Consider the following 25,004-nt stretch of genomic DNA (forward strand, 5'->3'; position numbering starts at 1 on the left):
CGGGGTACTGACTCTTCCTCGACAATGTGGCTAACATCACGCCAGCGCGGCGATGTTGCCGTGGGGTTACGGAGGTGCGACGTGCTGCCAGGACGGGGACGAGACGGCCGTGCTGTCAGGCGTGCGCGCATGCTGGGCACCCGTACCGCGTGGAGTGCCGTCGGCGACGGCGAGTTCTTCTGCCCGGGATGCGGAGGAGACCGCAATTACCAGCGGCTGACCGGCCGCCGCCGCTTCACCCTGCTCGGTGTGCCCGTGCTGCCGCGCGGCGAGACCGGCCCGGTCGTGGAATGCGCCGCCTGCCGCCGCCACTTCGGCACGGACGTCCTCGACCACCCCACCACCACCCGCTTCTCCGCGATGCTCCGCGACGCCGTGCACACCGTCGCCCTCGCGGTCCTCGCCGCGGGCGGCACCTGCAGCCGTACGGCCCTGGAGGCCGCCGCGACCGAGGTCCGCGCCGCCGGCTTCGACGACTGCACGGAGGACCAGCTGAACGCCCTGGTCGAGGCGCTGGCCGCGGACACCGGCCGGGTCTACGGCGAACCCTGCGGTGCGGGCCTGGCCATAGAGCTCCACGAGGCCCTCGACCCGCTGGCCCCGCACCTCGCCGCCCCCGGCCGGGAGTCGATCCTCCTCCAGGGCGCCCGCATCGCCCTCGCGGACGGACCGTACACACCGGCCGAGCGGGATGTGCTCAGCACGGTGGGGGCGGCGCTGACGATCTGCGGGGACGACGTGAGCCGGCTGCTGGCGGCGGCGCGTACACCGTCGTAGTCGTCGCCGTACTCCCCAGGGAGTAAAGCGCCCTCCGTACCGCCCCGGGCAGTACCCCCCAACTCGCCCTCACGCGCGACGAATCGACCCTCTCCCGCCGGGAGTCTGGAGAACGACCCAGACACCCCGACCGGAGGGAGGCCCGTCACATGGGGGCCGCAAAGACATCCGTACGGCGGCGGCGGCGTGCCGTGCCCTGGCTGGTGCTCGGGCTGTGGATCGCCGTACTGGCGATCGCCTCGCCGTTCGCCTCGAAGCTGGGCGACGTCCAGCGTGACCGTGCCGTCGACTATCTGCCGGCCAGTGCCGACTCCACACAGGTCGCCAAGATCCAGGAGCGGCTGCCCGGTGGTGAGGCCACCGAGATGGTCGTCGTCTACCACCGCGACGGCGGGCTGACCGCCGCCGACAAGGCCACCGCCGCCGACCAGATCGAGGCGATCGCGGGTGCGCACACGCTCACCGGCGACCCGGCCGCCGTGCCGTCCCGGGACGGCACCACCCTGATGTACCCGGTGGCCAGCACCGAGCCCGGCACGGACGAGAAGGCCCGGGACGTGCTCGTCAACGACGTACGGGACCTCGCGCAGGGCGGCGACGGACTGAGCGTCGAGGTCGGCGGTCCGGGGGCGCTCGCCACGGATGCCGGCGAGGTCTACAACTCGCTCGACGGACCGCTGCTCTACACCACCGTCGCGGTCGTCGCGCTGCTGCTGATCATCATCTACCGCAGCCCGTTCCTGTGGCTGGTGCCGCTCGTCGTCGCGGGCATCGCCGACTTCCTGTCGATGGGCGTCGCCTACGGACTCAACCAGTGGTTCGGGACATCCGTGTCCGGCCAGAGCTCCGGCATCATGACGATCCTCGTGTTCGGCGCGGGGACCGACTACGCGCTGCTGCTCGTCGCCCGGTACCGGGAAGAACTACGGCGCATCGAGCGGCCGTACGACGCCATGGTCACCGCCCTGCGCGGCTGCGGGCCCGCCGTGCTCGCCTCCTCCGGCACCGTCGCCGCCGGGCTGCTGTGTCTGCTCGCCGCCGACCTCAACTCCAGCCGGGGCATGGGCCCGCTCGGCACGGTCGGCGTGCTGTGCGCGCTGGTGGCCATGCTGACCCTGCTGCCCGCGCTTCTGGTGCTGCTGGGCCGGCGGGTGTTCTGGCCGCTGGTGCCGCGCTACGGCAGCACGCCCAAGGTCCGCCGGTCGCTGTTCTCCGCGATGGGCAGCTCCGCCGGGCGCAGGCCGCTGACCGTGCTCGCCGGCGGCGCGGTCCTGCTCGGGGCGCTCGCGCTGGGCACCCTCAACCTCCCCGGCAACCTCAAGCAGGAGGACTCCTTCACCAGCAAGCCCGACGCCGTCGCCGCCATGGAGACCCTCGCCGCGGCCTACCCCGAACAGGGCACGCAGCCCATCAGCGTCATCACGCCCACCGACCGCGCCGACGCCGCCCTCGCCGACATCCGCGACACCGGCGGCGTGGACAGCGCCGAACGCGGCCGCAGCGGCGACGGCTGGACCGAGATCTCCGTACTCGCCGCCTCCGCGCCCCAGTCCCCTGGCGAGACCCGGACCATCGAGGAGCTGCGCGACCGGCTCGACGGCTCCTACGTCGGCGGGGCCAGTGCCGAGCAACTGGACCTCAAGGACACCAACGCCCGTGACCGGCTGGTCGTCGTACCGATCGTGCTGCTGTCGGTCCTGCTGATCCTCGCGGCACTGCTGCGCAGCATCGTCGCGCCGCTACTGCTGGTCGGCGCCGTGGTCGCGGTGTGGGGCGCGGCGCTCGGCATCGGCGGACTCGTCTTCGGACCGGTGTTCGGCTTCGAGGGCACCGACCCCGGGCTCGGGCTGCTGTCCTTCGTGTTCCTCGTCGCCCTCGGTGTCGACTACGGCATCTTCCTGATGCACCGGATGCGCGAGGAGTCCCTGAACGGCGCCGAACCCGCGGCGGCCGCGCTCACCGCGCTGCGGACGACGGGCGGGGTCATCGCCTCCGCGGGACTGGTCCTCGCGGCGACCTTCGCGGTGCTCACCAGCATGCCGCTGGTGCAACTCGTCGAGCTGGGCTTCGTCATCGCGGTGGGCGTCCTGCTCGACACCTTCCTGGTCCGCACCTACCTGGTCACCAGCGCGAGCGTCGCGCTGCGCCGCAAGGTGTGGTGGCCGGGACGCCTCTCCCGCGAGCCCGAACGGCCGGTGCCGCCGAGGGAACCGGAGCCCGTGGCCGCCTCGACCCACTGACCGACCGGCGCCCCTCCCTCCCGGAGGGGCGCCCTCCTCACGGAAGATGACCGCGTGCAGGCAACCACCACAGCGACGCGACCCCGCCTCGGCGAGCGGGTCATGGCGGCCGTCAACCGCGATCCCCGCACCGCCCCGCACGGCATGCGCAACGACGCGCTGCTCGCCGTGGCGCTGGCCGCCCTCGCCACCGCCCTCGGCCTGGTCGGCGACCACGGGCTGCAACCCGACGCACTCGGCTGGACCCTGCTGCTCGCCGCGCATGTGGCGCTCGTGTGGCGGCGCCGCAGCCCGGTGCTGGTCATGCTCGTGGCGCTGGCCTGCGTCGCCCCGTACCACGCCCTCGACAACAACCACACCGCACCCATCCCCGCGACGATGGTCGTGCTGTACACGATCGCGGCGACCGGCACGGTGCGCCGTACGCTGCTCACCGGCACCACCGTCCTCGGCGCGACACTGATCATCAACGCCGTCACCAACCCCGACGGGGTGCTGGAGATCCTGCGGATCTCCGGCTGGATCGTCGCGGTCCTCTTCCTCGGCATCGACGTCCGCTACTACCGCCAGTACGTCGCCTCCATCGTCGAACGCGCCGTACGCGCCGAACGCACCCGCGAGGAGGAGGCCCGCCGCCGTGTCGCCGAGGAGCGCCTCCGTATCGCCCGGGACCTGCACGATCTGCTCGCGCACAGCATCACCCTCATCGGCGTGCAGACCTCCGTCGCCGCGCACGTCCTGGCCGCCGACCCCGAACGGCTCGACCGTGAGACGGTCGCCAAGGCCCTCGACGACATCGCCGGGACCTGCCGCGCCGCGCGCGGCGAGCTGCGTACGACGCTGGAGGTGCTGCGGGAGCACGGCTCGCCCGACGCCCGCGGCCCGCTGCCCGGCCTCGACGGTGTGCCCGACCTCGTGGAGACCGCCCGGCTCGCGGGGGCGCGCGTGGAGCAGACGGTACGGATACGGCAGGCCCCGCCCGCCGTCGGCGCCGCCGTCTACCGCATCGTCCAGGAGGCGCTGACCAACGCCGTACGGCATGCCGGGCCCGAACCCGCCGTACGTGTCGACCTGTACGAGAAGGACGGCGCCCTGCACCTCGCGGTCACCGACGACGGCACCGGGCCCCCGGACGCCGCACAGCCCGGCTTCGGGATCGTCGGCATGCGCGAGCGGGCCCGCAGCGTGGGCGGCAGCCTCGACGCCGGACCGCGGGCGCAGGGCGGCTTCGAGGTGGCCGCCGTACTGCCCATGACCACCCTGGAAGGGACCGGATGACCATCCGAGTGCTGCTCGCGGACGACCAGACGCTCGTCCGCGCCGCGTTCGCCATGCTCGTCGAGTCGGCCCGCGACATGGAGGTCGTCGGCCAGGCGGGCACCGGTCGCGAGGCCGTGCGGCTGGCCCGCAGCGAACGCGCCGACCTCGTGGTGATGGACATCCGCATGCCCGACCTGGACGGCATCGAGGCGACACGGCTCATCGCGGCGGACGAGGACCTCGCCGGGGTGAAGGTCCTCGTCCTCACCACCTACGACACCGACGAGCACATCGTCGAGGCGCTGCGCGCCGGCGCCTCCGGCTTTCTGGTCAAGGACACCCGTCCGGCCGAACTGCTGGACGCGATCCGCACGGTGGCGGCCGGGGAGGCGCTGCTGTCGCCGGGGCCCACGGCACGGCTGATCGAGCGACTCCTGCGCAGCCCTTCGGCCCCGTCGGCGGCCGTCGGACCCGAATGCCTTTCCGAACGCGAGCGGGAGGTGCTCACGCTCGTCGCGCGCGGGCTCAACAACACGGAGATCGCCGAGGCGTTGGGACTGAGCCCGCTGACGGCGAAGACCCACGTCAGCCGGATCATGGGGAAGCTGGGGGCGAGAGACCGGGCGCAATTGGTCATCGTGGCGTACGAGTCGGGGATGGTCACACCGGGGACCATGTGACGGACAGCATCCGACGATCCGTCAGGGAGAGTGATGACACTCCTGAGCCGCACCCTGCTCGTCACCGCAGCACTCCTCCTCAGTCCGCTCGCCGCTCCCACGGCCGCCCATGCCGCCGCCTGCACCTCCTCGCTGCCGTACGTCTCCGGGCAGGGCGGTTACGACACCTACCGCATCCCCGCCACCGTCAAGACCGGCCAGGGCACGATCCTCGCCTTCGCCGAGGGCCGGCGCGACGGCGCCGGGGATACCGGAAACATCGATGTCGTCCTGCGCCGCTCCGCCGACGGCGGCTGCACCTGGGGCCCGCTCAGGGTCGTCGCCGCCGGGAACGGGGACACCCGGGGCAACCCGGCGCCCGTGTTCGACCCCCGCGCCGACGCGGTCGTCCTGCTCACCTCCTACAACAGCGGAGATGTGACGGAGAGTCAGATCATGCGGGGCGAGGTCACGCCCGCGCAGAGCCGCCGGGTGTTCGTGCAGCGCAGCTGGGACGACGGCCTCACCTTCACAGCGCCGCGCGATGTCACCACCCGGGTCAAGCCCGCGAACTGGCGCTGGTACGCGACAGGACCGGGCCACGCCGTCGCCCTGACCCGCGGCCCGCACGCCGGCCGGCTGGTGGTCCCGGCCAACCACTCGACGGCCCCGCCCGCCGGCTCCGCCGACACCGGCCAGGAGCCCAAGTACTACGGCGCCCACGCCCTGTACAGCGACAACGGCGGCCAGACCTGGAACCTGGGCTTCGTCGACACCACCTACAACGGCTACAACAACGCCAACGAATCCACCGCCACCCAACTCACCGACGGCCGCCTCTACTTCAACTCCCGGGACCAGAACGGCACCAGCACCGGCAACCGCCTGGACACCTACTCCAGCAGCGGCGCCCAGAAGCTGGACCGCCTCTACCGGGTGCAGCACACCCTGGGCGACGTCCCGGTGGTCGAGGGCAGCGTCCTCCAGCTGTCCGACGGCCCGCTCCTCTTCTCCGGCCCGTCCGTACCCACCGCCCGCCAGTCGATGGCCATCTGGCGCAGCACCGACGCCGGCCAGACCTTCCAGAAGGCCCGCACCCTCGACACCCGCCGCGCCGCCTACTCCGACCTGGTACAGGTGAGCGGAACCACGGTCGGAATCCTCTACGAGACGGGAACGAGCGGGACGTACGACACGATCGAGTTCCGCCGGATCCCGGTGAGCAGTCTCTGAGTGGAACGGGTGAACGCAGGGGCGCGGGGAACTGCGCGACCAGCCACGACGGCGCGGCAGCCGCTCAACGACCCATGGCACCCCCCCCGCGGAGCGCTTAAAGCAACCCGGCCGCCGCAAGATGCTTCCCCACCCGTTCCACCTCGTCCGGCGACAGCGGTACCTGCGGCTCCGCCGTCGCCGGGCAGTCGATCACGCCCCGGAGATACAGCGCAGCCTTGAACGCGCCGAGGCCCGACGAGCTGCCGCTCATCCGGGCCGGGTCGCCCACGCCCACCAGGCCGAACAGGGCGCACAGCCGTTCCTGTTCGGCCCGGGCGCGGTCCCAGTCGCCCGCGCGGCAGAGGCGGTCGATGCGGACGTAGCCGTGCGGGTCGACGTTGGCGAGACCGGGCACGGCGCCGTCGGCGCCGAGTGCGAGCGCCGCGTCGACGATCAGCTCGGAGCCGGTCAGCACGCTGAAGCCGGTGATGGCGGGGTGGGTGCGGGCGCCGGTGACGACGGCGCGGAAGCCGCCCAGGTCGCCGCTGGAGTCCTTGAGCGCGGCCAGCACTCCGTCGGCGGCCAGCTCCAGGACCAGGTCCGCGGGGAGTTTGGTGTGGACGGCGGCCGGGATGTCGTAGGCCACGACGGGCACGGGGGAGGCCGCGGCGATCCGCCGGAAGTGGAGGGCGATCTCCGCCGGGTGGGTGCGGGCGTAGAAGGGCGCCGTCGCGACGACCGCGTCCGCGCCCGCCGCCGTCACCTGAGCCACATGGTCCAGCACCCGCGGTGTCGTCATGTCGATCACCCCGGCCAGCAGCGGCAGCGCCCCGCCCATATGTGCCGCCACCGACTCCACGACCAGCCTGCGCTGTCCGTCCGTCAGGAACGCGGCCTCCGAGGACGATCCGAGCACGAACAGCCCGTCCACCCCGCCGTCGATCAGATGGTCGACCAGCCTGAGCAGCGAGGGGACGTCCACCTCGCGGTCCGGTGTCAGGGGCGTGCAGACGGGCGGTACGACACCGGTCAGCGGGGTGGGAAGGTTCATGTCGGCTCCTGGTGCTCTTCCGGTACGGCAGCCTGGCCCACGAGGTCGCGGGTCGGTCGGCCCTCCTCCACTGGATGGTGACACCGGAACCGGTGCACAGGAGTGGACGCAACGGAAAATTCGGGCATCGTGTCGGCGCACTCGGCGTCCGCCTTCCAGCACCGGGTGCGGAAGGGGCAGCCGCTGGGCGGACGTGTCGCCGACGGCACCGGCCCGACCAGCGGGATCGGGTCGATCGGGTGCAGCAGGCCGGGGGTCGCCGAGAACAGGGCGCGGGTGTACGGGTGCCGGGAGCCGTCCGTCACCCGGTCGGCCGGAGCCTCCTCCACGATCCGGCCCAGGTACATCGTGATCACCCGGTCGCTCATCCGCCGCACCGTCTGGATGTCGTGCGAGACGAAGACCAGGGCGAGACCCAGACGCTCCTTCAGGTCGAGCAGCAGATTGAGGATCTGGGCGCGCACCGAGACGTCCAGGGCGCTGGTGGGCTCGTCCGCGACCACGAGATCGGGGTCGAGGGCCAGGGCCCTCGCGATGGCGACGCGTTGGCGCTGGCCGCCGGAGAGCTGGCCGGGGAGCGCGTCGGTCAGCGCCTTCGGCAGACCGACCAGGGACATCAACTCCCGTACGTGTTCGTCCCGTTCCTTCGCGGTGCCCTGCCGGTGCACATCCATCGGGTCCCGCAGGATCTGGCGGATCGTCAGGCGCCGGTTGAGTGCGGTGGACGGGTCCTGGAAGATCATGCCGGTGTTGCGGCCGACGGCGGCCCGGCGTTCGGCGGGCGCCATGCTCCACAGGTCCCGGCCCCGGAAGGACACCGTGCCGGACGTCGGTCGCTCCACACCCACCAGCACCTTCGCCAGCGTGGACTTGCCGCAGCCGGACTCGCCGACGACGCCGACCGTCTCGCCGGGCGCGATGGCGAGGTCGGCGCCGGTCAGGGCGTACACCCGGTCCCGGGTGAACAGTCCGCCGCTGCGGGCCTTGTGGACGACATGGGTGTCGGACAGCTCCACGAGTGCGTTCACTGGACGACCTCCGCGTTCACCAGGTCGATGGCGGGATGGTGGCAGGCCACCGTGTGCGTGCGTGTGCCCGCCAGAACGGGAGCCGTCGTACGGCAGGTCTCGCTCGCCCGTGGACACCGGTCGGCGAACCGGCAGCCCGCCGGGAAGTCCGCGGGGGAGGGTACGACGCCCTTGACCTGCGTCATCCGTTCGGCGGCCGATTCCAGCGAGAGCACGCTGCCGAGCAGCCCGCGCGTGTAGTGGTGGGCCGGTGCCTCCACCAGGTCGGCGGTCACGCCCGTCTCCACGATCTGGCCGCCGTACATCACGACCACCCGGTCGGTGATGTCGGCGATCAGCGCGAGGTCGTGCGAGACGAGGATCAGCGCGAAGCCCAGCTCCTCCCGCAGCCCGAGCAGCAGCTCCATGATCTGTGCCTGCACGGTCACGTCGAGCGCGGTCGTCGGCTCGTCGGCGACGATCAGCTTCGGGTCGCGGGACAGGGCCATGGCGATCAGGACGCGCTGGCGCTGGCCGCCGGAGAGCTCGTGCGGGTAGCTGCGCAGGGTGCGGTCGGGGTCGAGGCCGACCATCGTCAGCAGTTCCTGCGGACTGCGGTGGCCTCCGCGTCGTACGACCTGTTTGAGCTGGGAGCGGATCGTCATCGCCGGGTTCAGGGAGGACAGCGCGTCCTGGTAGATCATCGCCATCTCGTGGCCGAGCAGCCTGCGCCGGACCCGCATCGGCTCGGCGAGCAGGTCCCGCTGGTGGAAACGGACCTGGCCGCGTACCCGGGCCCCCTTCGGCTCCAGGCCCATCACCGTCAGCGCGGTCAGCGACTTGCCGCAGCCCGACTCGCCCACCAGGCCGAGGACTTCACCGGGCTGCACCTCGAAGCTGATCCCGTCGACGATGTCCACGCCCTGGTGCCGGGCCTCGAAGCCGATGGCCAGGTTCTCCACGGCCAGCACCGGCTGAGCGCCGCCGGGCAGCGGACGGGCCCGCGCCCGCAGCCGCGCCGCCGCCTGGGTCAGCCCCGGCAGCTGGAGCACCTCACCGCTCCCCGGCTCCGGTGCCTGAAGCCGGTCCTCCTCGTCGCGGACCGCCACATCCCGTGCCGACGGTGCCGCCCACGCGTCCGAGACGCCCTCGGAGAGGATGTTCAGCGACAGCACGGTCACCAGCATCAGCAGCCCGGGGAAGACGGTCGCCCACCAGCCGCCGGTCAGCACCATGTTCTTGCCGTCCGCGATGACACTGCCCCACGACGGGTCCGGCGGCCGTACACCGGCGCCGATGAAGGACAGCGACGCCTCGAAGACGATGGCCTCGGCGACCTGCACCGTGCAGAACACCAGGACGGGAGCGGCGCAGTTGATCGCGACGTGCCGCCAGACGATGTGCGGGGTGCGGGCGCCGATCACCCGCTCGGCCGTCACATAGTCCTCGCCGTACTGATCGAGCACGTTGGCCCGTACGACCCGTGCCATCGGCGGTGTGAACAGGAACGCGATCGCACAGATCAGCACGGTGATGCCGCCTCCGAAGACGGCGACGAGTACGGCGGCCAGCGCGATGCCGGGGAACGCCATCACCACGTCCAGGCAGCGCATCAGCGTCTCGTCGACGCCCTTGCGGGAGGTGGCCGCCACCGCGCCGATGACCGCGCCCACGAGGAGCGCGAGCGCGGTCGCGCCGAGACCGATGGCGAGGGACCAGCGGGCGCCGTACATCAGCCGGCTCATGATGTCCCGGCCGAGGCTGTCCTGGCCCATCCAGTGCTCGGTGGACGGGTGCCCGGTGCCGTCGACGGGCGGCTGCTGGTCGAGCGGGTCGTCGGGCGCGAGCAGCGGTGCGAACAGCGCCACCAGGACCACGACGGCCAGGAAGCAGACGGCGATCTTCGACAGCAGCGGCAGCCGGCGCCAGCCGCGCAGCCGGACGCCGGGCCGGGCTAGGGCGTGTTGCGAAGGTCCCGTCGTCCGCCCGGAGGGCGGGCCTGGCGGCGTCCGGTGCGTGCTCTCGGCGTGCCGGGCGGAAGCCCTCGTACTGGACGTACTTGGGCTTTCGTCCGGTGCGGCGAGAGTGCGTGCCGGGCGTCGCCAGGCAGGCGGGACTTTCGCAACACGCCCTAGGGCCTCGGTGAGGCTCTTGCGCGTGAACATCAGGCGGCTTCCCTCAGTCGCGGGTTGACCAGCAGGTAGAGGATGTCGATGACGAGGTTGACGATCACGAAGCCGGTCGCCGTCGTCAGCACGACGCCCTGGACGACGGCCGGGTCGCCGTTCTTCACGGCGTCGATCATCAGCTTGCCCATGCCGGGCAGCGAGAAGATCGTCTCGATGACCACCGCGCCGCCGAGCAGATAGCCGACGCGCAGACCGAGCACGGTGAGCGGATTGATGAGCGCGTTGCGCAGGACGTTCCGGCCGACCACCACCCGCGGCGGCAGACCGCTGCCGATCGCCGTCCGGACGTAGTCCTTGTCCAGTTCCTCCACCACGGACGTCCGGACGATGCGGGTGAGCTGGGCCGCGACCGGCAGGGACAGGGCGAGCGCCGGGAGCGTCATCGTCTTCAGCCAGCCGGTGAAGGAGTCCGCCGGGTTGATGTAGCCGCCGGTCGGGAACCAGCCCAGGTCGACCGCCAGGTACTGGATCATCAGCAGCGCCAGCCAGAAGCCGGGTGCCGCGACGCCGGTCAGCGACACGACCCGGATGATCTGGTCCGGCAGCCGGTCGCGGTAGATCGCCGCGGTCACACCGCCGATCAGCGACAGCACCACCGCGATGCCCAGGCCCAGGAAGGTGAGCTGGAGCGTGAGCGGCAGTGCCGTCATGACCTGGTCGATCACCGGCGCCCTGGTGAGTGCGCTGGTGCCCATGTCGCCATGGAGCAGGGCGCCGACGAAGTCGACGTAGCGCACCGGGAACGGGTCGAGCAGGCCGTTCTGCTCACGGAAGTCGTGCAGTTGCTCGGGCGTCGGATTGGCGCCCTGGAAGAACGCGGACGCCGGGTCGACGTCCGAGAACCGCATCACCAGGAACACGAACAGCACGATGCCGAGCATCAGCGGGACGAGCAGGGCGATACGGCGGGCCAGGATCCTGGCGATGGCGACCACGGATCAACTCCTGGAGTTCTAGACCCACTTGGCCTGGAGCAGATTGATTCCCGGGTACGGCTGTGCCCTTATCCCGGCGAGAGTCGTCGGGTCCCAGGCGGTCATCAGCTCGTTGTGGACGACCGGATAGAGCACGGCCTGTTCGGCGACGACGTCGACGTAGTCCTGGATCATCGTCTTCTTCCGGTCCGCGTCCGGCTCCCGCGTCGCCGCGTCCATGTCCTTGAAGAGCTTCCTGGCGACCGCGTTGCCGGCCCAGCGCGTGTACCCCATCCACAGGTTGGTCGGCCCGTAGTTGTAATGCATGATCAGGTCGGCGTCGAGGCCGAACTGGTTGGGGTTCGAGGCGGCGGCGACGACCTGGTAGTCCTGCTTCTGGTCCATCTTGGTGAAGACGGCCGTGGTCTCCTGCGGGGAGAGAGTCGTCTTCACGCCGATCGCGTCCCAGGACGCCTTGATGGTCGGCAGACAGTCGACGATCCAACTGACGTTCACCGCAAGGATGTCGACCTTCAGCCCGCTGACCCCGGCCTCCTTCAGAAGCGCCTTCGCCTTGTCGGGGTCGTAGTCGTAGACGGTCTTGGCGCGCCGGTAGCTCGGGTTGCCCTCGTTCAGGAAGGACGACGACGGCTTGCCGTGCCCCTTCAGCGCCACCTCGACCATTTTCCCGGTGTCGATGGCGTAGTGCAGCGCCTGCCGTACGCGCACGTCGTCGAAGGGCTTGTGCTTGGTGTTGAACATCAGGAACAGGTTGTTCATCCCGGCGCCGCCCGCGACCGTGAGCCCGCCGCCCTTGAGCTGTCCGATGTTGGCGTACGGGATGTTGTCGGCGATCTGCGCGCCCGCGCTGGCCCCGGAGATCCGGGCGACGCGCGGGGCTGCGTCCACGATCGTCAGCCAGTTCATCTTCCTGAAGGCGGGCCTGCGCGGGCCGTTGTAGCCGGGATACGCCTCGAAGGTGGTGTTGGACTTCGGGTGGTGCGCGCTCTGCCGGTACGGTCCCGAGCCGATCGCCGTGCCCTTGATCGCGTCGTCCCAGGCGCCGGGCCGGGAGAACACGTGCTTCGGCATGATCTTGGCGAGGGTGAGCCGCGAAATCCCTTCCGGGAAGGGGAACTTGAGCACCACCTCGACGTTCTGCGCGTCGATCTTGCGGACTTCCTTCAGCCAGCTCGCGAAGAACCCCTTGGCGAGGGTCTGGGTGTCCGGGTCGAGGATCCGGTCGAAGACGAACACCACGTCGTCGGCGGTGACCGGCTTCCCGTCGTGGAACGTGGCCCCGGCGCGCAGCGTGAACTTCCAGGACGTGCTGTTCGGGTCGCCCGGCACCTGCGTGGCGAGCGCCGCGTACGGCTCGCGGGAGATGGGGTCGGTGTCGAGCAGCCCCTCGTAGATGTGGTTGTTGGCGGCCATGCAGAAGGCCGACGCGGTCTGTGTGGGGTCCCAGCTGCCGTCGTTGCCGTAGCCGATCACCGCGGTCAGCGTGCGGTCCTTGCCGCTGCCGCCGGTGTCATTGGTCGACTCCGGTCCCGACGAGCAGGCCGACAGCGACGCGGTGACGGCGGCGGACGCGCCCAGCGCGCCGGTGTACTTCAGGAACGACCGGCGATGCAGCGCCGGCACGTCGTCGGTCACGTCGCGCACGGTTCCTCCAGCGGAATGAGGGTGGGGATACGAGAGGACGGGCGAAAGATATGAAGAGATACGACGTCCTACGTCCTGTAGTCAGCGCGACCATAGGAGGGGCTGTGAGGGCGGTCAAGGGAACGCACACGAATGGCGTATATGCCAGAGGTCGGACCAATGGCGCTGTCGCCTACCGATATTGACGAACCGTCATCGGTGAGACGTGGGACGTGGGACGTCCTGGGCGCGTACGATGCGGCGCATGTCCGAGGAGCCCAGAAACAGTCGGACGGAGCCGCGGAACAGTCGGATACAGCGCGAGGTCGTGCAGCTGATCCTCGACCGCAAGCTCCGGGTCGGTGCGCCGCTGCCCACCGAGACCGAGCTGATGGCCGACCTCGGCGTCAGCCGCAACTCCGTCCGCGAGGCCCTCAAGGCGCTCCAGGCGCTCGACATCGTGGAGATCAGGCACGGTTTCGGGACATACGTCGGACACGCCTCGTTGACCCCGCTGATTGACGGCCTCACCTTCCGCACGCTGGCCCGGCACGAGGACGACAACGACGCGCTCGCCGAGATCCTCCAGGTCCGCGAGGTGCTGGAGGAGGGGCTGATCAGCCGGGTCGCCGTGCTGCTCACCGAGGCGGAGCTGGACCGGCTGGAGGTCGCGGTAGACCGGATGGAGGCAGCGGGCCGCGCCGGGCACGACGTCGCCGAACTCGACGGCGAGTTCCACGAACTGCTCTACGCGTCCCTGGGCAACGCGCTCGTGCCGCAACTCCTCGGCGCCTTCTGGACGGTGTTCCGGCGCGTCGCCCGCGCCCGCGGCTGGACCGACGACCCGGCCCCCGAGGTGACCGTCCGCCGCCACCGCGACATCGTCAGCGCCCTGCGCGCCCGGGACGTGCTGGGCGCGCAGCGCGCGATGACGGTCCACTTCCGCGGAATCGAGGCACGCTCGGCGCAGGAGTCACGCGGGGTGGGGTGAGGCCTGGCGGGGTGCCGCCGCCCCTTCAGCCGAGCGTCTCCGCGAGGACGGCGGCCGTCTCGGCGATCAGCGCGTTGTCCCACGCGGCGGCCTGGTCCGGCTTGGTGGCGAGGACGGACAGGACGAGCGGTGTGCCGCTCTCGGTCCAGGCGATGCCGACGTTGTTGACCGTGCCGTACGAACCGGAACCAGTCTTGTCGGCGATCGTCCAGGTCTTGGGCAGCGCGGCGCGGAAGCGGGCGGCGCTGGTGGTGTTGTTCAGCAGCCAGTGGGTGAGGAGCTGACGGTCCGTGCCGTTCAGGGCGTCGCCGAGTACCAGGTGGGCGTAGGTACGGCCGATCGCGTACGGGCTTGTCGTGTCCGTCGTCCGCCACGGTTCGGCCGAGTTCAGTTCCGTCTCCCAGCGGTCCAGGCGGGTCACCCGGTCGCCGAGGGAGCGGGCGAGGCGGGTGATCGCCGTGGGGCCGCCCAGCTCGCGCAGGAGCAGGTTGCCTGCGGTGTTGTCGCTGTAGCGGATCGCCACGTCCGCGAGTTCGGAGATGGTCATGCCCTCGGCCAGGTGCTCCCTGGTCTTGTCGGAGCCGTCCACCAGGTCGGCCTCGGTGTAGTGGACGCGGCGGGCGAGCACCTCGCCGTGCCGGTCCAGGTCGCGCAGGACGGCCGCGGCGGCCAGGGTCTTGAAGACGGAGCAGATCGGGAAGCGCTCGTCGGCGCGGTGGCGGACGGTGCGCTTCGAGGCGAGGTTGTGGGCGAACACGCCCAGCCGGGCGCCGTGTTGCTCCTCCAGCGCGCGCAGTCGGGCGGTGACGCCGGTGTCCGTGTCGGCGGCGGCGGCCGGAGCGGCCGTGGCTACGAGAGTGGCGGCGGCGGTCGCGAGCACCGTGCGGCGGCGCGGCTCGAACTTCACGGTCAGGCTCTCCTTCGGTCGTACTCCGTCAACGATCTCTTCTGTGATCGACGCAGGACCTCATACCTTGGTTGCCGTGCCGTAGACCTTCGGGCGACGGACACGCCGTTCCCCGCTCGCCACAGTGAGGGCATGGAGAACACCAAGAAGGGGATCAGCAGGGCGCGGTTCCTGGCCGGGGCCGGAGCCGCGGCCGTCGGAGTGGCGGGGGCGCTGCTGCCGGCCACCGGCGCACGGGCGGCGGAGGCGACGACGGGCCGCCGCGGGCTGCGTCACCGGGGCGTCGTCTACACCGTCGGCGCGGGGGAGACCCCGGGCACGGCCTTCAGCGCCGCCCGGATGCGCAGGGACATCCGCGTCATCCGCGACGACCTGCACGCGGACACCGTCGACGTCACCGGCGACGGCGTCGAACGCCTCAACGCGACCGCCACCGAGGCAGCCGAACGCGGGCTGCACGTCTGGCTCCAGCCCACCCTCGGGGACGCACCCGAGCGGGACATCCTCGACCACATCGCCCAGACCGGCCGGCACGCGGAGGGGCTGCGCCGGCAGGGCGCGAGTGTCGACTTCAGCGTGGGGTGCGAGTTCTGGCTGTTCGTGCCGGGGATCGTGCCCGGCGAGACGATCCTGGAGCGGATCGAGAACCTTCAGAACGGCACCGTCGACTGGGTGCGGATGCAGCGCCGCCTCGACCGCTTCACCGCCAAGGCCGCCGCCGTCGGCCGCTCCGTCTTCCACGGCCGCCTCAGCTATGCCGCCGCCCAGGACGACAAGGTCGACTGGAACCTCTTCGACGTCGTCGGCATCGACTACTACTCGTCCCACGCCGACAGCGCGGACTACGTAAGGGAGTTGAAGCGGTACCTGCGCTGGGGCAAGCCGCTCGCCATCACCGAGTTCGGGACGTGCACGTACGTCGGTGCGCCCGAGGCGGGCGGCATGGGCTGGGACATCGTCGACTACGACAAGACCCCGCCGGAGATCAAGGGCGACCTGGTCCGCAGCGAGCGCACCCAGGCCGACTACCTGGTCGAGTTGCTGGACGTCTTCGAGTCGATGGGCCTGTACACGGCGATGGCCTTCGAGTTCGTCACAGCGGACGCCCCGCACCGCCCCGACAGCCCACGCCACGACATCGACCTCGCGAGCTACAGCATCACCAAGGCGATCAAGGACCGCCCCGACGACCCCCGCTCGGACTGGCACTGGGAGCCGAAGGAGGCGTTCCACGCGCTGGCGCGCCGATATCGGCGTTGCTAGTCGCAGTACGTGTCCCGGCCAGGTCGATTCCCGGTCGCCAGGAAACGGGAGACCGTGGTGTCGCCGCACTCTGTGCCGTTGGCCAGGTAGGCGTCATGGCCGGTGGCGTCGTTGACGACCATGACCGCACGCTTGCCGAGGGCCGTGCGTAGCTTCAGGGCGCCGGTGAGGGGGGTCGCCACGTCTCGTTCGTTCTGTATGAGGAGGATGTTGGACGGTCCTCGGTCGGTGATCCGGATCGGCGCCTCGGGCTGCTCGTAGGGCCAGGCGGCGCAGATCATCGCGTTGCGGGGCATGCCGGCGGTCAGGGGGTAATCGGCCCGGCTCCTGGCGACGTCCTTGCGGTAGGCGTCGGCGGAGGCGGGCCAGTCGGCGTCGTTGCAGATGGTGCCGACGCCGACCGCGGCGGCGTTCTGAAGGGCCTCCTCGGGCGGGGCCGGCGGCGCGGGCGGCACGGTTCCCTTCCGGGCGGCCAGGATCAGCTGGGCGAGGCCGGGGAAGTCGTCCGTGTCGTACAGGGCGTTCAGCATCGCCTGACGCAGTTCGTTGCCGTTCAGCACGGGCGGGTTGGCGCCGGGCCAGGGGATCGGCTCGCGGTCGAGGCGGGCGGCCAGGCTCAGGAAGTCCGCCCGCACCCCGACCGGGGTCCCGGCGACCCGGTCCGGATTGCCGGGCGCGGAAGCCCACTTGGCGAACTCCGGGAAGACGTCCTCCACGCCCCGCTCGTACGCGGCCAGCCAGGCGCGCTGGACCTTGACGGGATCGGGGTTGTCATTGCTGTCCAGCACGATCCGGTCGGTGCGGTGCGGGAACAGTTCGGCGTAGACGGCGCCGACATATGTGCCGTACGAGACACCCCATGCGGAGATCTTCTGCTCGCCGAGCGCGGCCCGGACGCGGTCCAGGTCGCGGGCTTCGTTGGCGGAGCTGATGTGCTTGATCAGCTCGCCGCCGTTGCGTGCGCAGGTGTTCGAGATGCGCTCCGCGGTGACCAGGTTCTCCGTGATGGAGCCGTCGGCGGCGGGCCAGGGCCGGGTCGCCGAGAGGGCGAGGTCGGCGTGCCCGAGGTCGCAGCCGACGGCGGTGGACGGGGCCAGCCCGCGCGGGGCGAACCCGATCAGGTCGTAGGCGTCGCGCACCTCCTGCGGCAGCTTCTGGCCCTTGCCCGACGGGTCGTCGATGCTGGTGTTGCCGGGACCGCCGGGGATCAGCAGCAGGGCGCCGCGCCGGGCGGACGGCCGCTCGCCGGCGATACGGGAGACGGCCACCTCGATCGTCGGTCCGTCCGGGTCGGCGTAGTCCATCGGCACCTCGACCGTCGCGCACTGCTGCCGCGGATCGAGCCCGTCGCCCTCGCACTCGGTCCACTTCAGCGGCGGTGCGGACACGTCGTTCGTGGCGGACGCGGTGAGGGGCGTCATGACGCCGAACACGATGCCGGAGGCGGCGGCGATCAGGGCGAGGCTCTTGGTCATCGGCTTCATGTCATCGAGCCTGACGGACCTTGACGAGCCGTCACATCCGGGCAACAACCCACTTCGCCCTGGGGATTACCCCAGGACGGACGTCAGGGTTCCCCCCGGGGGGCTCACAGCCCCATCCGCATGACGATCCGGTCCTCACCGGGCCCGAGATGGTCCCTGCGCACCCCTTCCTCGGACCAGAAGCCCAGCGACCGGTACAGCATGATGGCCGCCGCGTTGGTCGGCTCCACCGTCAGACGGACCTCGTGGACGGCCTGGCCGCGTAACTGGCGCAGCACCTCCAGCATCAGCCGGCGGCCCAGGCCGTGGCGCCGCTGACCGGGAGCGACGGCCAGGCTCAGCACCCAGCACACGCCCCCGTCCGAGGTCGTGGCGAACAGCACGTAGCCCTGGAGGCTCTCCCCGTCGTCGAGAACGAAGATGCCGTCGCCGTGCACGTCGTAGTGCTGGCGGACGACGAAGTACGGGTACGGCTCGTCCGGGAAGACCTCCCTGTCCACGCGCAGGAGTTCGGGCAGGTCCGCCTCGGTGACGCCGCGGGTCGTGAGCGGCCGGTCGGTGCGGTCGGCGAAGAACGCCTGGTCAGCACGGCCGCTCAGAAAAGGGAAACGTTCCTCCGGTACAGCCATCATCCGCCCCCTATGTAATGGATTGGAGTCACTCATGCGAGTGAGCACCTGTTGCCCGCCGTTTCAGGTGTTCAGCCGAGATCCGCCCATCTTGAGCAGGGCAATCCGGATGTTCAAGTGCGCGGAATGTCTATGCCTCGACGCGCTCCCAGTGCGCCTTCTTTTGGTACCGTGAGTGGATGACCTTGAGACCGTCGGGGGGCGCCTTGACCCGGTTGAAGAACGCTGAAGTTTCCTGGGGCGCATTCGACCCGAACGCCTACGTGGAGCACAACTACAGCGTTTTACAGTCAGAGGACGCGGAGATCCTCCACCTGGTCAGAGATCATTTCGGCGATCATTTCCGGAAGCAGGCCGTCGGTCCGGTTTCCGGTATCGATGTGGGCGCCGGCGCAAATCTGTATCCCGCACTCGCCATGCTGCCGTGGTGCGACGAGATCACCCTCTTCGAGCGCTCGCCCGCGAACGTCTCCTACCTCGCGAGCCAGGTCGAGTCCTACGACGAGAACTGGGACCAGTTCTGGCACGCCCTGTGCGAGCACGAGGCGTACGGCTCCCTGGAGATGGCCCCGCGCGAGAAGTTCCGCAAGGTCGTCGGGGTCGAGCAGGGAAATATCTTCCATCTGGAGCAGTTCCGGGGACGGTGGTCCGTGGGGACCATGTTCTTCGTCGCCGAGTCGATGACCGCCTCCCACCAGGAGTTCCGGCTGGGAGTCGAGCGCTTCATGACCGCACTCGCTCCCGGTGCCCCCTTCGCCGCCGCCTTCATGGAACATTCGAAGGGTTATCACGCGGGTGAGCATTTCTTCCCCGCGTGTGACGTGGGAGAATCCGAAGTGCACGCGAGTCTCGAGTCGTTCGCCGAGGACTTCAAGGTCGAACGTCTCAAAGCCTCGGCCGCCGTGCGCAACGGATATACGGGAATGATCGTCGCCTATGGCTGGCGTCGGAAATCGGATCAGGATATTCCGGTCGCTGATCTGTGAATCTTCACAACAGAAGAGGGCTATTCCTCAAGTGATGGCAGTGCGGTCTGTGTGAGGGGCATGGGATGCAGATCAAGCCACGCCAGCATCTGCTGGACATCTGGCAGGCAGTTGCTCGGAACTCCTTCGAGGGCGGAGATTGGGCCTGGGGAAAATGGGGTCGGGAAAGCAGTGTCGCGGACGCGGAGCGCCTGCTCTGCCTGCTCTATCCGGCCACGGAGATCCCCGCGTTCCGGCTGGACGATCCGGACACCACGCAGGAAGACGTCCAGCAGGCGCTGAAGAAGGCAGGCGGACGGCTGGACATTCCGGCCAACATCGTCATGGCCGCCGCCGAGTTCATGCGCACCCACACCGGGGACGACAAGAGGCCCACGTTCTCCGGCGGTTACTACTTCGGGTCCCCGGAGGAGACCACGGACCTCACCGAGGAACAGCGTGAACTCGGCGTGGTCGACTCGTTCTCGATGTCGATCAGTCTCTGCCTGGCCACGCTCGGCTTCCTCAAGGTCTATGCGACCAAGACGAGGCGCAGCGACATCCAGGAGACGATCGCCGAACTGCGCACGGCCACCAGCAACCGGCTCACCGCCGCCATGGTGAGCCTGCTGCGTTCCTTCACCGTCAACGTCTTCGACACCGACTCCTCGCAGGGCCGTACGCTCACCGAACTCCTCGGCCAGGGGCGGCTGTCGCAGCGGCATGTGGTGCAGAAATTCCAGAACCGCTTCCGTCCGCTGCGCGCCGCGATCGCCGAGAGCTTCATCCTCGGTGTCGACGTCGAGGAAGCCCTCAAGGACGAGAGCCAGTTCTTCGAATGCGGCTGGGCATGGGGCCTGGTGCGGGACGCGCCCGAGGTCGAGACCGACGAGCCCATCGGGCCGCAGCCCGCCGGCGTCGCCGACCCGGTGCCGTATCTGTACTTCACCACCGTCGCCCTCGACGGTATCCAGGACCTGTTCTCCGACCGCACCCTCACCCTGGGCCTGCTCAACACCGAACAGCAGAAGCTCGCCGAGGCGCTGCGACTGCGCTGGGAGATCACCCAGCAGTTCTGGTCACGCATCGCCCGCTTCGACGGCGAGCGCTGGCCCCTGGAGGACATTCCCTGGCGTACGACAGGACAGAAGCTGGAGTCGGAGTACTTCTCCCTCTCCGTGGCCGCCATCCTCGTCCACGACCTGATGCGGCGCCGGGCCACCGACGACGACCTGACCCGCACCGTCGCCGTCATGGAGCGCCTCGCCGAACGCGGCCGCATCACCAGCCGCATGACGCGCGACGACCCGGTGATCCTGCTGCACAACCCGGGCGTCACCCTGCCGTTGCAGGGCAGCGAGCGGATCGGGCCGCCCATGCACTGGAAGATGACCGACTTCTCGGCGCAGCTGCTCAAGCGGACCATCCAACTGTGCACGCTCTCCCGCAACTTGAGCTCGCACGACCGGCTGCTGCGGCTGGCCGAGGACATCTTCGGCCATATGTGGCGGCGCCGTATCCGCGACGGCGAGGGCGTCGGCCTCTGGGACAACGTGTTCGCCGTGTATCCCGAATCGCAGCCGCACGAGGGGCCGGTGTCCTGGGCGATCACCGAGCGGGTCGTCGAGGTGATGGTCCAGGTCCACGACATGTACCGGCAGCCGCCGATCCGCAGCCTCGAACTGACCGACCTGACAAGGGCGTTACTCAGTGAGTCCGCCCATCTCCTCGGCAACGAGCAGATGGAACCGGCACCCAAGGACGACGGAAAGCACGGCATGCAACTCAGGAACATCGAGGTCAAGTTGCGCCGCGCCCGCACCCTCGTGGACGAACAGCCCGGCACGGCCTACTCGTTGACCCTCGATGTGCTGGGTCAGCTCGACTCACTCGCCCGGGCCCGCGAAGCCGCGGCCCAGGGAGTGTGACACCGTGCTGATCTTCGCGGCCTCCGACAAGGGAGGCACGGGCCGCTCCGTGACCAGCGCCAACCTCGCCTACCACCGGGCGCTGGGCGGGGACGACGTCTGCTATCTGGACTTCGACTTCGGCTCGCCCACCGCGTCGGCCGTCTTCGACGTGCCCGACGCCCGCCAGGCCGCCGAGGACCGCGGGCTGCACTCCTATCTGGTCGGCGAGGTCAGCGAGCCGGTCCGGATAGACGTCTGGTCGGACACCGAGCACCGGGTGCTGCGCACTCGACCGCCCGGATCCGGCCGGCTGGTGCTGATGCCGGGCGACCTCAGCGGCGGTGAGTTCGCCACCAGCGACGAGAACCTGAGCCGCTGCGTCGATCTGCTGCTGAAGCTCTACCACGAGTTCGATCTCATCGTCGTCGACCTCAGCGCCGGCCGCAGCTACGCCGTGGACATGGCCCTGGAGGCCACCGCACAGCGGGAGATGAGCGGCGTCGACGCCCGCTGGCTGGTCTTCCACCGCTGGACCCGCCAGCATGTGGCGGCCGCCGCGAGCCTCGTCTTCGGCAAGCGCGGCATCGTCGCCGGCGGTGTCGCCCGCGGCCATGACGAGGACGCACTGCGCAGGGCCATCCGCTTCATCCGGGCCGCCGTACCCGATCCCGAATCGGCGCTGTGGTCGCAGGTGTCCGCCACCCAGTCGGCGTGGATGCGCGAATGCGACCGCGACCTCAAGCAGCTCGCCTCCAGCCACGGCATCGGCTGGAGCCAGGTGCTGGGCTCGGTGCCACTGGAGCCGGTTCTCCAGTGGCGTGAGCAGCTCATCACCGACGAGGACGTGCTCGACAGCCAGATCGCCAACATGGAGACCTGGCAGGCGCTGAGTCAACTGGCCGGCCGGCTCACCGACGAGAAATTCTGGGAGCAGGCGTGACCGAAGCCGTGTTCCGGGAGACCACCGCGGATCCCCGCACCCAGTCCGTGCCCTTGTCCCACCTCTCCCTGGAGCTGGGCCACCTCTACATGGAGGACTTCGCGGCGGGCCCCGAGCGGCTGCGCGAGCACTTCGCCGAGGTGCGGATCTGGGTGGAGGCCGCGCGCGCCTCCGCCGCCCGCCGTATCGGAGGCAAACGGCCCCGGATCAGCACCTGCTTCCTCATCGACGACTACTTCACCCGCTTCTCCACGCCGGCCGAACTCGTCCCGCTGATCCTGAAAGAGGCCGAGGAGGCCGGGCTGGTCATCGACTATCTGGCCCGTGAGTCGGGCTGCGCGGTCGCCGACCGGATCGAGCTGGCCGAGTCCGTCATGCACCGTCTCGTCGAGTCACCGCCGCCGGGCAGCCATGGTTCGCGCCCACCGGTCAGCCGTACCGGCTGGCTCGCCAACGGCCAGCGCACGCCCACCACCCGCAACGCCCTGGCCGAGGTCAAGGTCTGGCAGCCGCCCCAGGAGACCGCGGCCCGCAACCACTCGGTGTTCATGGACGTCGAGCTGTGGTCGGAGAAGGACGGCCGCCGCCAGTGGTCGTGTCCTTTCCTGGCCGCCGTATGGCAGTTGGCCCGGCTGGGACTGCTACGGCACCTGGGCGAGCCCGTCCTCACCCCGCACCCCTGGGACGGCGAGGGCTTCCCGCACGACTGGGACCGGCTGCCGCCGCTGCTGAAGCTCAACGACTCCGCGACGCCGTTCAGCGCGTACCGCACCTGCACGCTCATGCCGAACCGTTTCGTTGCCGTCGAGGACGCCGTCCGGCTCATCCTCGACCAGACGGACGTCGACTCCGGGGCCCTGCGGCAGGTCGCCGAGCGGTCCGCCCGCGAAAAGACGGCGGTGCCGGACGCGGTCGCCCAGCGCGCCACCTACGTCTTCTACGAGGAGCCCATCAACTCCTCGGCGTCCGAGGGGACTTGAGATGACGGCCCCCGGACGGTCGGCGCGTACGGTTCTCGCCTGCGGGGAGGTGCGGACCTGTCTGCTGCCGTCCTTCCACGCGCTGGACGGCCGGGCCGCCGCCCAACTGCTCAGGCTGCGGGCCGACGAACACGTGCGGGTCTCCGAGCGGCCCAATCTGTACGCCCTTTCGCCCGAGGTCCTGACCGGAGTCGACTGCCGGCTGCCCACCGCCAACGGCGCCAAGGTCCGGGCCGTCGGCACGGTCGTCTCCCGCGCGGCGCTCACGGAGGGGCGGCTGTTGCAGGCCGGCGCGTACTTCAGCGCCCCGGCCACCGGTCCCGACACGCGCCGCCCCTGGGGTCACTACCTCGTACGCCCCGGTCTGGTCGAGCCCTTCGGGAAACTTCCCGAACAGGCCACGCTGGAGGGCGTGTTGCGAGGTGCCGGGCGCGGTGAGCTCGACCTCGGGGCGATCGCCGAGGATCTGCTGGCCCGACTCGTGCGCCACCCCCTGCTCGACAACAAGGCGCCCTTCAAGTCCCGCCGTACTCACCTGCGTTGGGTGGCCCGGCGGGCCGCCGACGGCGAAGGGGCCTCGCTGCGACGCTTCACCCTGGCCGAGGACGGGCTGCGGACCATGGAGCTGCGGCTGCCGGAGACGGTCCCGGCCGCCACGGCCGCGGGTCTGTGCGAGGACCTCGCGCTGCACGACTGGCTGCTGACGACCGTCGTGCACATGCTGGAGAACAGCCGACTGGGCGCGGCGGACGGCCCGGCGGCCGTCCTGGCGCTGCGCCCCGCCGTCGACCATCTACTGCATCTGTGGATGCCGAGCGCGCACGTGGACCCATCGCTGGGCCACCTGTGGGAGGTGCTGGAGCGAGAACCGGGGTTCAGCCGCCAGTGGCAGAACCTGGTCCAGCGCATCCGCGACCAACTGGCCGTCCAGGCCATACCGCTGCTGCACCAGGCGCTGAGCACGCGCTGAAGGACGGCGGCACCCATCACACACCCGACGGGGGCTACATACATGACCGGAGCATCATTAGGCACCAGGGACAGCGCGGCGGTACGCATGCCCAAGCTGTTCTGGAGAATCCTCATCACCGCCTCGGCGGCGGGCGGGGCCTTCCTGCTGACCAGCGTCCTGAAGGAGGACGACGGGAACATCTGGCAGTGGGTGGCGTCCATCGTCCTCGGCAGCGCGGCGCTGATAGTGCAGTACCTCGTGGACTTCGGGGAGCGGCTCCAGGCGGTCGAGGACAGCCAGCGCAAGCACCTCGACGAGATGAAGTCCAGCCTGACCGCGCACCACGGGGAGATGAGCAGGGCCGTCGACGACAGCTTCTCCAAGATCAACGCGGCGACGGAACTGTTCAGCCGGGTGGACGGTTCGGTGCTCCGCTCCGACGAGGTGACGCGGCTGGTGCGGGCCTACACGGAGGTCGGTGACCAGGGTTCCGACATCGTGAAGTCCTTCGCCGAACAAGAGCTGGGCGACCTCGCCCAGTTGATGGAGGACCTCAGCAACGGCATCTCGACGTGTCCCGGTGAGAACAACGAGTGGCTGGTCGACCTGACCAAGTGCGTCAAGAAGACGCTCTACGCCACGAGTACGTCCGTCGACCGGGACTTCTGGGCCAGCGAGCCCGCGAAGCGCTATCTCACCGAGCAGGAGAAGGCGAAGCAGCGGGGCGTGGAGATCCGGCGGCTGTTCCTCGTGGACGAGCCCGAAGAGGTCACCGACAGCCTTCGCCGACTCTGCGAGCGGCACCGCACGTTCGGAATCGACGCGCGTATCGCCATCCAGTCGGAGGTGGAACCGAACGCCCAGTTGAACGACTTCATCATCTTCGACGGCGAACTGTGCCACGAGACCGAGCCGGACGTCCGGGGCAGGCCCGCCAGGACGACACTGAGGATGACCCGCCACCACGTCGAGGAACGCATCAGCCACTTCAACAGGCTCTGGGACGCTTCACCTTCGGAGAGTTGAG

General features: G+C 70.1%; 21 protein-coding genes. 13 read left to right on the plus strand and 8 right to left on the minus strand.

Annotated features, from left to right (window positions below):
• The first annotated feature begins 81 nt into the window (after positions 1 to 81).
• From ACIHFB_RS07820 to ACIHFB_RS07840, 5 genes are all read left to right on the plus strand, one after another.
• Positions 82 to 777 carry a TerB family tellurite resistance protein gene (locus ACIHFB_RS07820; protein ID WP_365278970.1) on the plus strand — a complete coding sequence of 232 codons (696 nt, stop codon included), beginning with the start codon at positions 82 to 84 and terminating at the stop codon, positions 775 to 777.
• 149 nt (positions 778 to 926) lie between these two features.
• Positions 927 to 3,017, plus strand: a complete 2,091-nt coding sequence (locus ACIHFB_RS07825) for an MMPL family transporter (protein WP_400125874.1) — start codon at positions 927 to 929, stop codon at positions 3,015 to 3,017.
• A gap of 102 nt (positions 3,018 to 3,119) precedes the next feature.
• A complete protein-coding gene (locus ACIHFB_RS07830; RefSeq protein WP_400126745.1) occupies positions 3,120 to 4,295 on the plus strand; it encodes a sensor histidine kinase in 1,176 nt (391 codons plus the stop codon).
• Positions 4,292 to 4,957, plus strand: a complete 666-nt coding sequence (locus ACIHFB_RS07835) for a response regulator transcription factor (RefSeq protein ID WP_365278964.1) — start codon at positions 4,292 to 4,294, stop codon at positions 4,955 to 4,957. Before ACIHFB_RS07830 ends, ACIHFB_RS07835 begins: the two co-directional genes overlap by 4 nt.
• Before the next feature lie 33 nt (positions 4,958 to 4,990).
• Complete coding sequence (locus tag ACIHFB_RS07840) at positions 4,991 to 6,169, plus strand: exo-alpha-sialidase (protein ID WP_400125876.1); 1,179 nt, start codon at positions 4,991 to 4,993, stop codon at positions 6,167 to 6,169.
• A 97-nt stretch (positions 6,170 to 6,266) separates the two neighbouring features.
• On the opposite strand, the gene ACIHFB_RS07845 is transcribed toward ACIHFB_RS07840, so the two are convergent.
• From ACIHFB_RS07845 to ACIHFB_RS07865, 5 genes are read right to left on the minus strand one after another with little or no spacing between them, the layout of a single operon-like run.
• On the minus strand, positions 6,267 to 7,202 hold the full coding sequence (locus ACIHFB_RS07845; RefSeq protein WP_400125878.1) for a dihydrodipicolinate synthase family protein: 936 nt from the start codon (positions 7,200 to 7,202) through the stop codon (positions 6,267 to 6,269).
• Positions 7,199 to 8,230: an ABC transporter ATP-binding protein gene (locus tag ACIHFB_RS07850; protein WP_365278957.1), complete on the minus strand. Its 1,032-nt coding sequence runs from the start codon at positions 8,228 to 8,230 to the stop codon at positions 7,199 to 7,201. Before ACIHFB_RS07850 ends, ACIHFB_RS07845 begins: the two co-directional genes overlap by 4 nt.
• Positions 8,227 to 10,374 carry a dipeptide/oligopeptide/nickel ABC transporter permease/ATP-binding protein gene (locus ACIHFB_RS07855; protein WP_400125879.1) on the minus strand — a complete coding sequence of 716 codons (2,148 nt, stop codon included), beginning with the start codon at positions 10,372 to 10,374 and terminating at the stop codon, positions 8,227 to 8,229. The genes ACIHFB_RS07850 and ACIHFB_RS07855 overlap by 4 nt, the downstream gene beginning before the upstream one ends.
• Positions 10,374 to 11,333 carry an ABC transporter permease gene (locus ACIHFB_RS07860; protein ID WP_365278951.1) on the minus strand — a complete coding sequence of 320 codons (960 nt, stop codon included), beginning with the start codon at positions 11,331 to 11,333 and terminating at the stop codon, positions 10,374 to 10,376. Before ACIHFB_RS07860 ends, ACIHFB_RS07855 begins: the two co-directional genes overlap by 1 nt.
• Before the next feature lie 18 nt (positions 11,334 to 11,351).
• On the minus strand, positions 11,352 to 12,977 hold the full coding sequence (locus ACIHFB_RS07865; RefSeq protein WP_400125881.1) for an ABC transporter substrate-binding protein: 1,626 nt from the start codon (positions 12,975 to 12,977) through the stop codon (positions 11,352 to 11,354).
• A gap of 235 nt (positions 12,978 to 13,212) precedes the next feature.
• Here ACIHFB_RS07865 and ACIHFB_RS07870 point away from each other — a divergent pair, with 235 nt between their 5' ends.
• The gene (locus tag ACIHFB_RS07870; protein WP_365278945.1) at positions 13,213 to 13,947 is read left to right on the plus strand and encodes a FadR/GntR family transcriptional regulator; all 735 of its coding nucleotides are present in this window, start codon (positions 13,213 to 13,215) and stop codon (positions 13,945 to 13,947) included.
• 25 nt (positions 13,948 to 13,972) lie between these two features.
• Here the strand turns inward: ACIHFB_RS07870 and bla are convergent, their stop codons facing one another.
• On the minus strand, positions 13,973 to 14,854 hold the full coding sequence (gene bla / locus ACIHFB_RS07875) for a class A beta-lactamase (RefSeq protein ID WP_400125883.1): 882 nt from the start codon (positions 14,852 to 14,854) through the stop codon (positions 13,973 to 13,975).
• Between the two features lie 132 nt (positions 14,855 to 14,986).
• Here bla and ACIHFB_RS07880 point away from each other — a divergent pair, with 132 nt between their 5' ends.
• Complete coding sequence (locus ACIHFB_RS07880; RefSeq protein WP_400125885.1) at positions 14,987 to 16,117, plus strand: abortive phage infection protein; 1,131 nt, start codon at positions 14,987 to 14,989, stop codon at positions 16,115 to 16,117.
• On the opposite strand, the gene ACIHFB_RS07885 is transcribed toward ACIHFB_RS07880, so the two are convergent.
• Both ACIHFB_RS07885 and ACIHFB_RS07890 read right to left on the minus strand, forming a co-directional pair.
• The gene (locus ACIHFB_RS07885) at positions 16,114 to 17,601 is read right to left on the minus strand and encodes an alpha/beta hydrolase (RefSeq protein WP_400125886.1); all 1,488 of its coding nucleotides are present in this window, start codon (positions 17,599 to 17,601) and stop codon (positions 16,114 to 16,116) included. The genes ACIHFB_RS07880 and ACIHFB_RS07885 overlap by 4 nt on opposite strands.
• 104 nt (positions 17,602 to 17,705) lie before the next feature.
• The gene (locus ACIHFB_RS07890) at positions 17,706 to 18,233 is read right to left on the minus strand and encodes a GNAT family N-acetyltransferase (protein ID WP_365278934.1); all 528 of its coding nucleotides are present in this window, start codon (positions 18,231 to 18,233) and stop codon (positions 17,706 to 17,708) included.
• A gap of 176 nt (positions 18,234 to 18,409) precedes the next feature.
• On the opposite strand from ACIHFB_RS07890, the gene ACIHFB_RS07895 reads away from it, so the two are divergent.
• The 6 genes from ACIHFB_RS07895 to ACIHFB_RS07920 all read left to right on the plus strand — a co-directional run bounded on the left by ACIHFB_RS07895 (position 18,410) and on the right by ACIHFB_RS07920 (position 25,003).
• On the plus strand, positions 18,410 to 19,216 hold the full coding sequence (locus ACIHFB_RS07895; protein ID WP_365278932.1) for an SCO2525 family SAM-dependent methyltransferase: 807 nt from the start codon (positions 18,410 to 18,412) through the stop codon (positions 19,214 to 19,216).
• A 65-nt stretch (positions 19,217 to 19,281) separates the two neighbouring features.
• Positions 19,282 to 21,123, plus strand: a complete 1,842-nt coding sequence (locus ACIHFB_RS07900; RefSeq protein ID WP_365278930.1) for an SCO2524 family protein — start codon at positions 19,282 to 19,284, stop codon at positions 21,121 to 21,123.
• A 4-nt stretch (positions 21,124 to 21,127) separates the two neighbouring features.
• Positions 21,128 to 22,045 carry an SCO2523 family variant P-loop protein gene (locus ACIHFB_RS07905; RefSeq protein WP_365278927.1) on the plus strand — a complete coding sequence of 306 codons (918 nt, stop codon included), beginning with the start codon at positions 21,128 to 21,130 and terminating at the stop codon, positions 22,043 to 22,045.
• Positions 22,042 to 23,025 (plus strand): SCO2522 family protein, encoded by a 984-nt coding sequence (locus ACIHFB_RS07910; protein ID WP_365278925.1) that lies wholly within the window; start codon positions 22,042 to 22,044, stop codon positions 23,023 to 23,025. Before ACIHFB_RS07905 ends, ACIHFB_RS07910 begins: the two co-directional genes overlap by 4 nt.
• A gap of 1 nt (position 23,026) precedes the next feature.
• Entirely contained in the window at positions 23,027 to 23,995 is a 969-nt protein-coding gene (locus ACIHFB_RS07915; RefSeq protein WP_365278922.1) for an SCO2521 family protein, read from the plus strand.
• Positions 23,996 to 24,082: 87 nt separating this feature from the next.
• Positions 24,083 to 25,003: a DUF6879 family protein gene (locus ACIHFB_RS07920; protein WP_365278919.1), complete on the plus strand. Its 921-nt coding sequence runs from the start codon at positions 24,083 to 24,085 to the stop codon at positions 25,001 to 25,003.
• Position 25,004: the final 1 nt, after the last annotated feature.

This window comes from Streptomyces sp. NPDC051963 (assembly GCF_044593495.1).
Classification (GTDB): domain Bacteria; phylum Actinomycetota; class Actinomycetes; order Streptomycetales; family Streptomycetaceae; genus Streptomyces.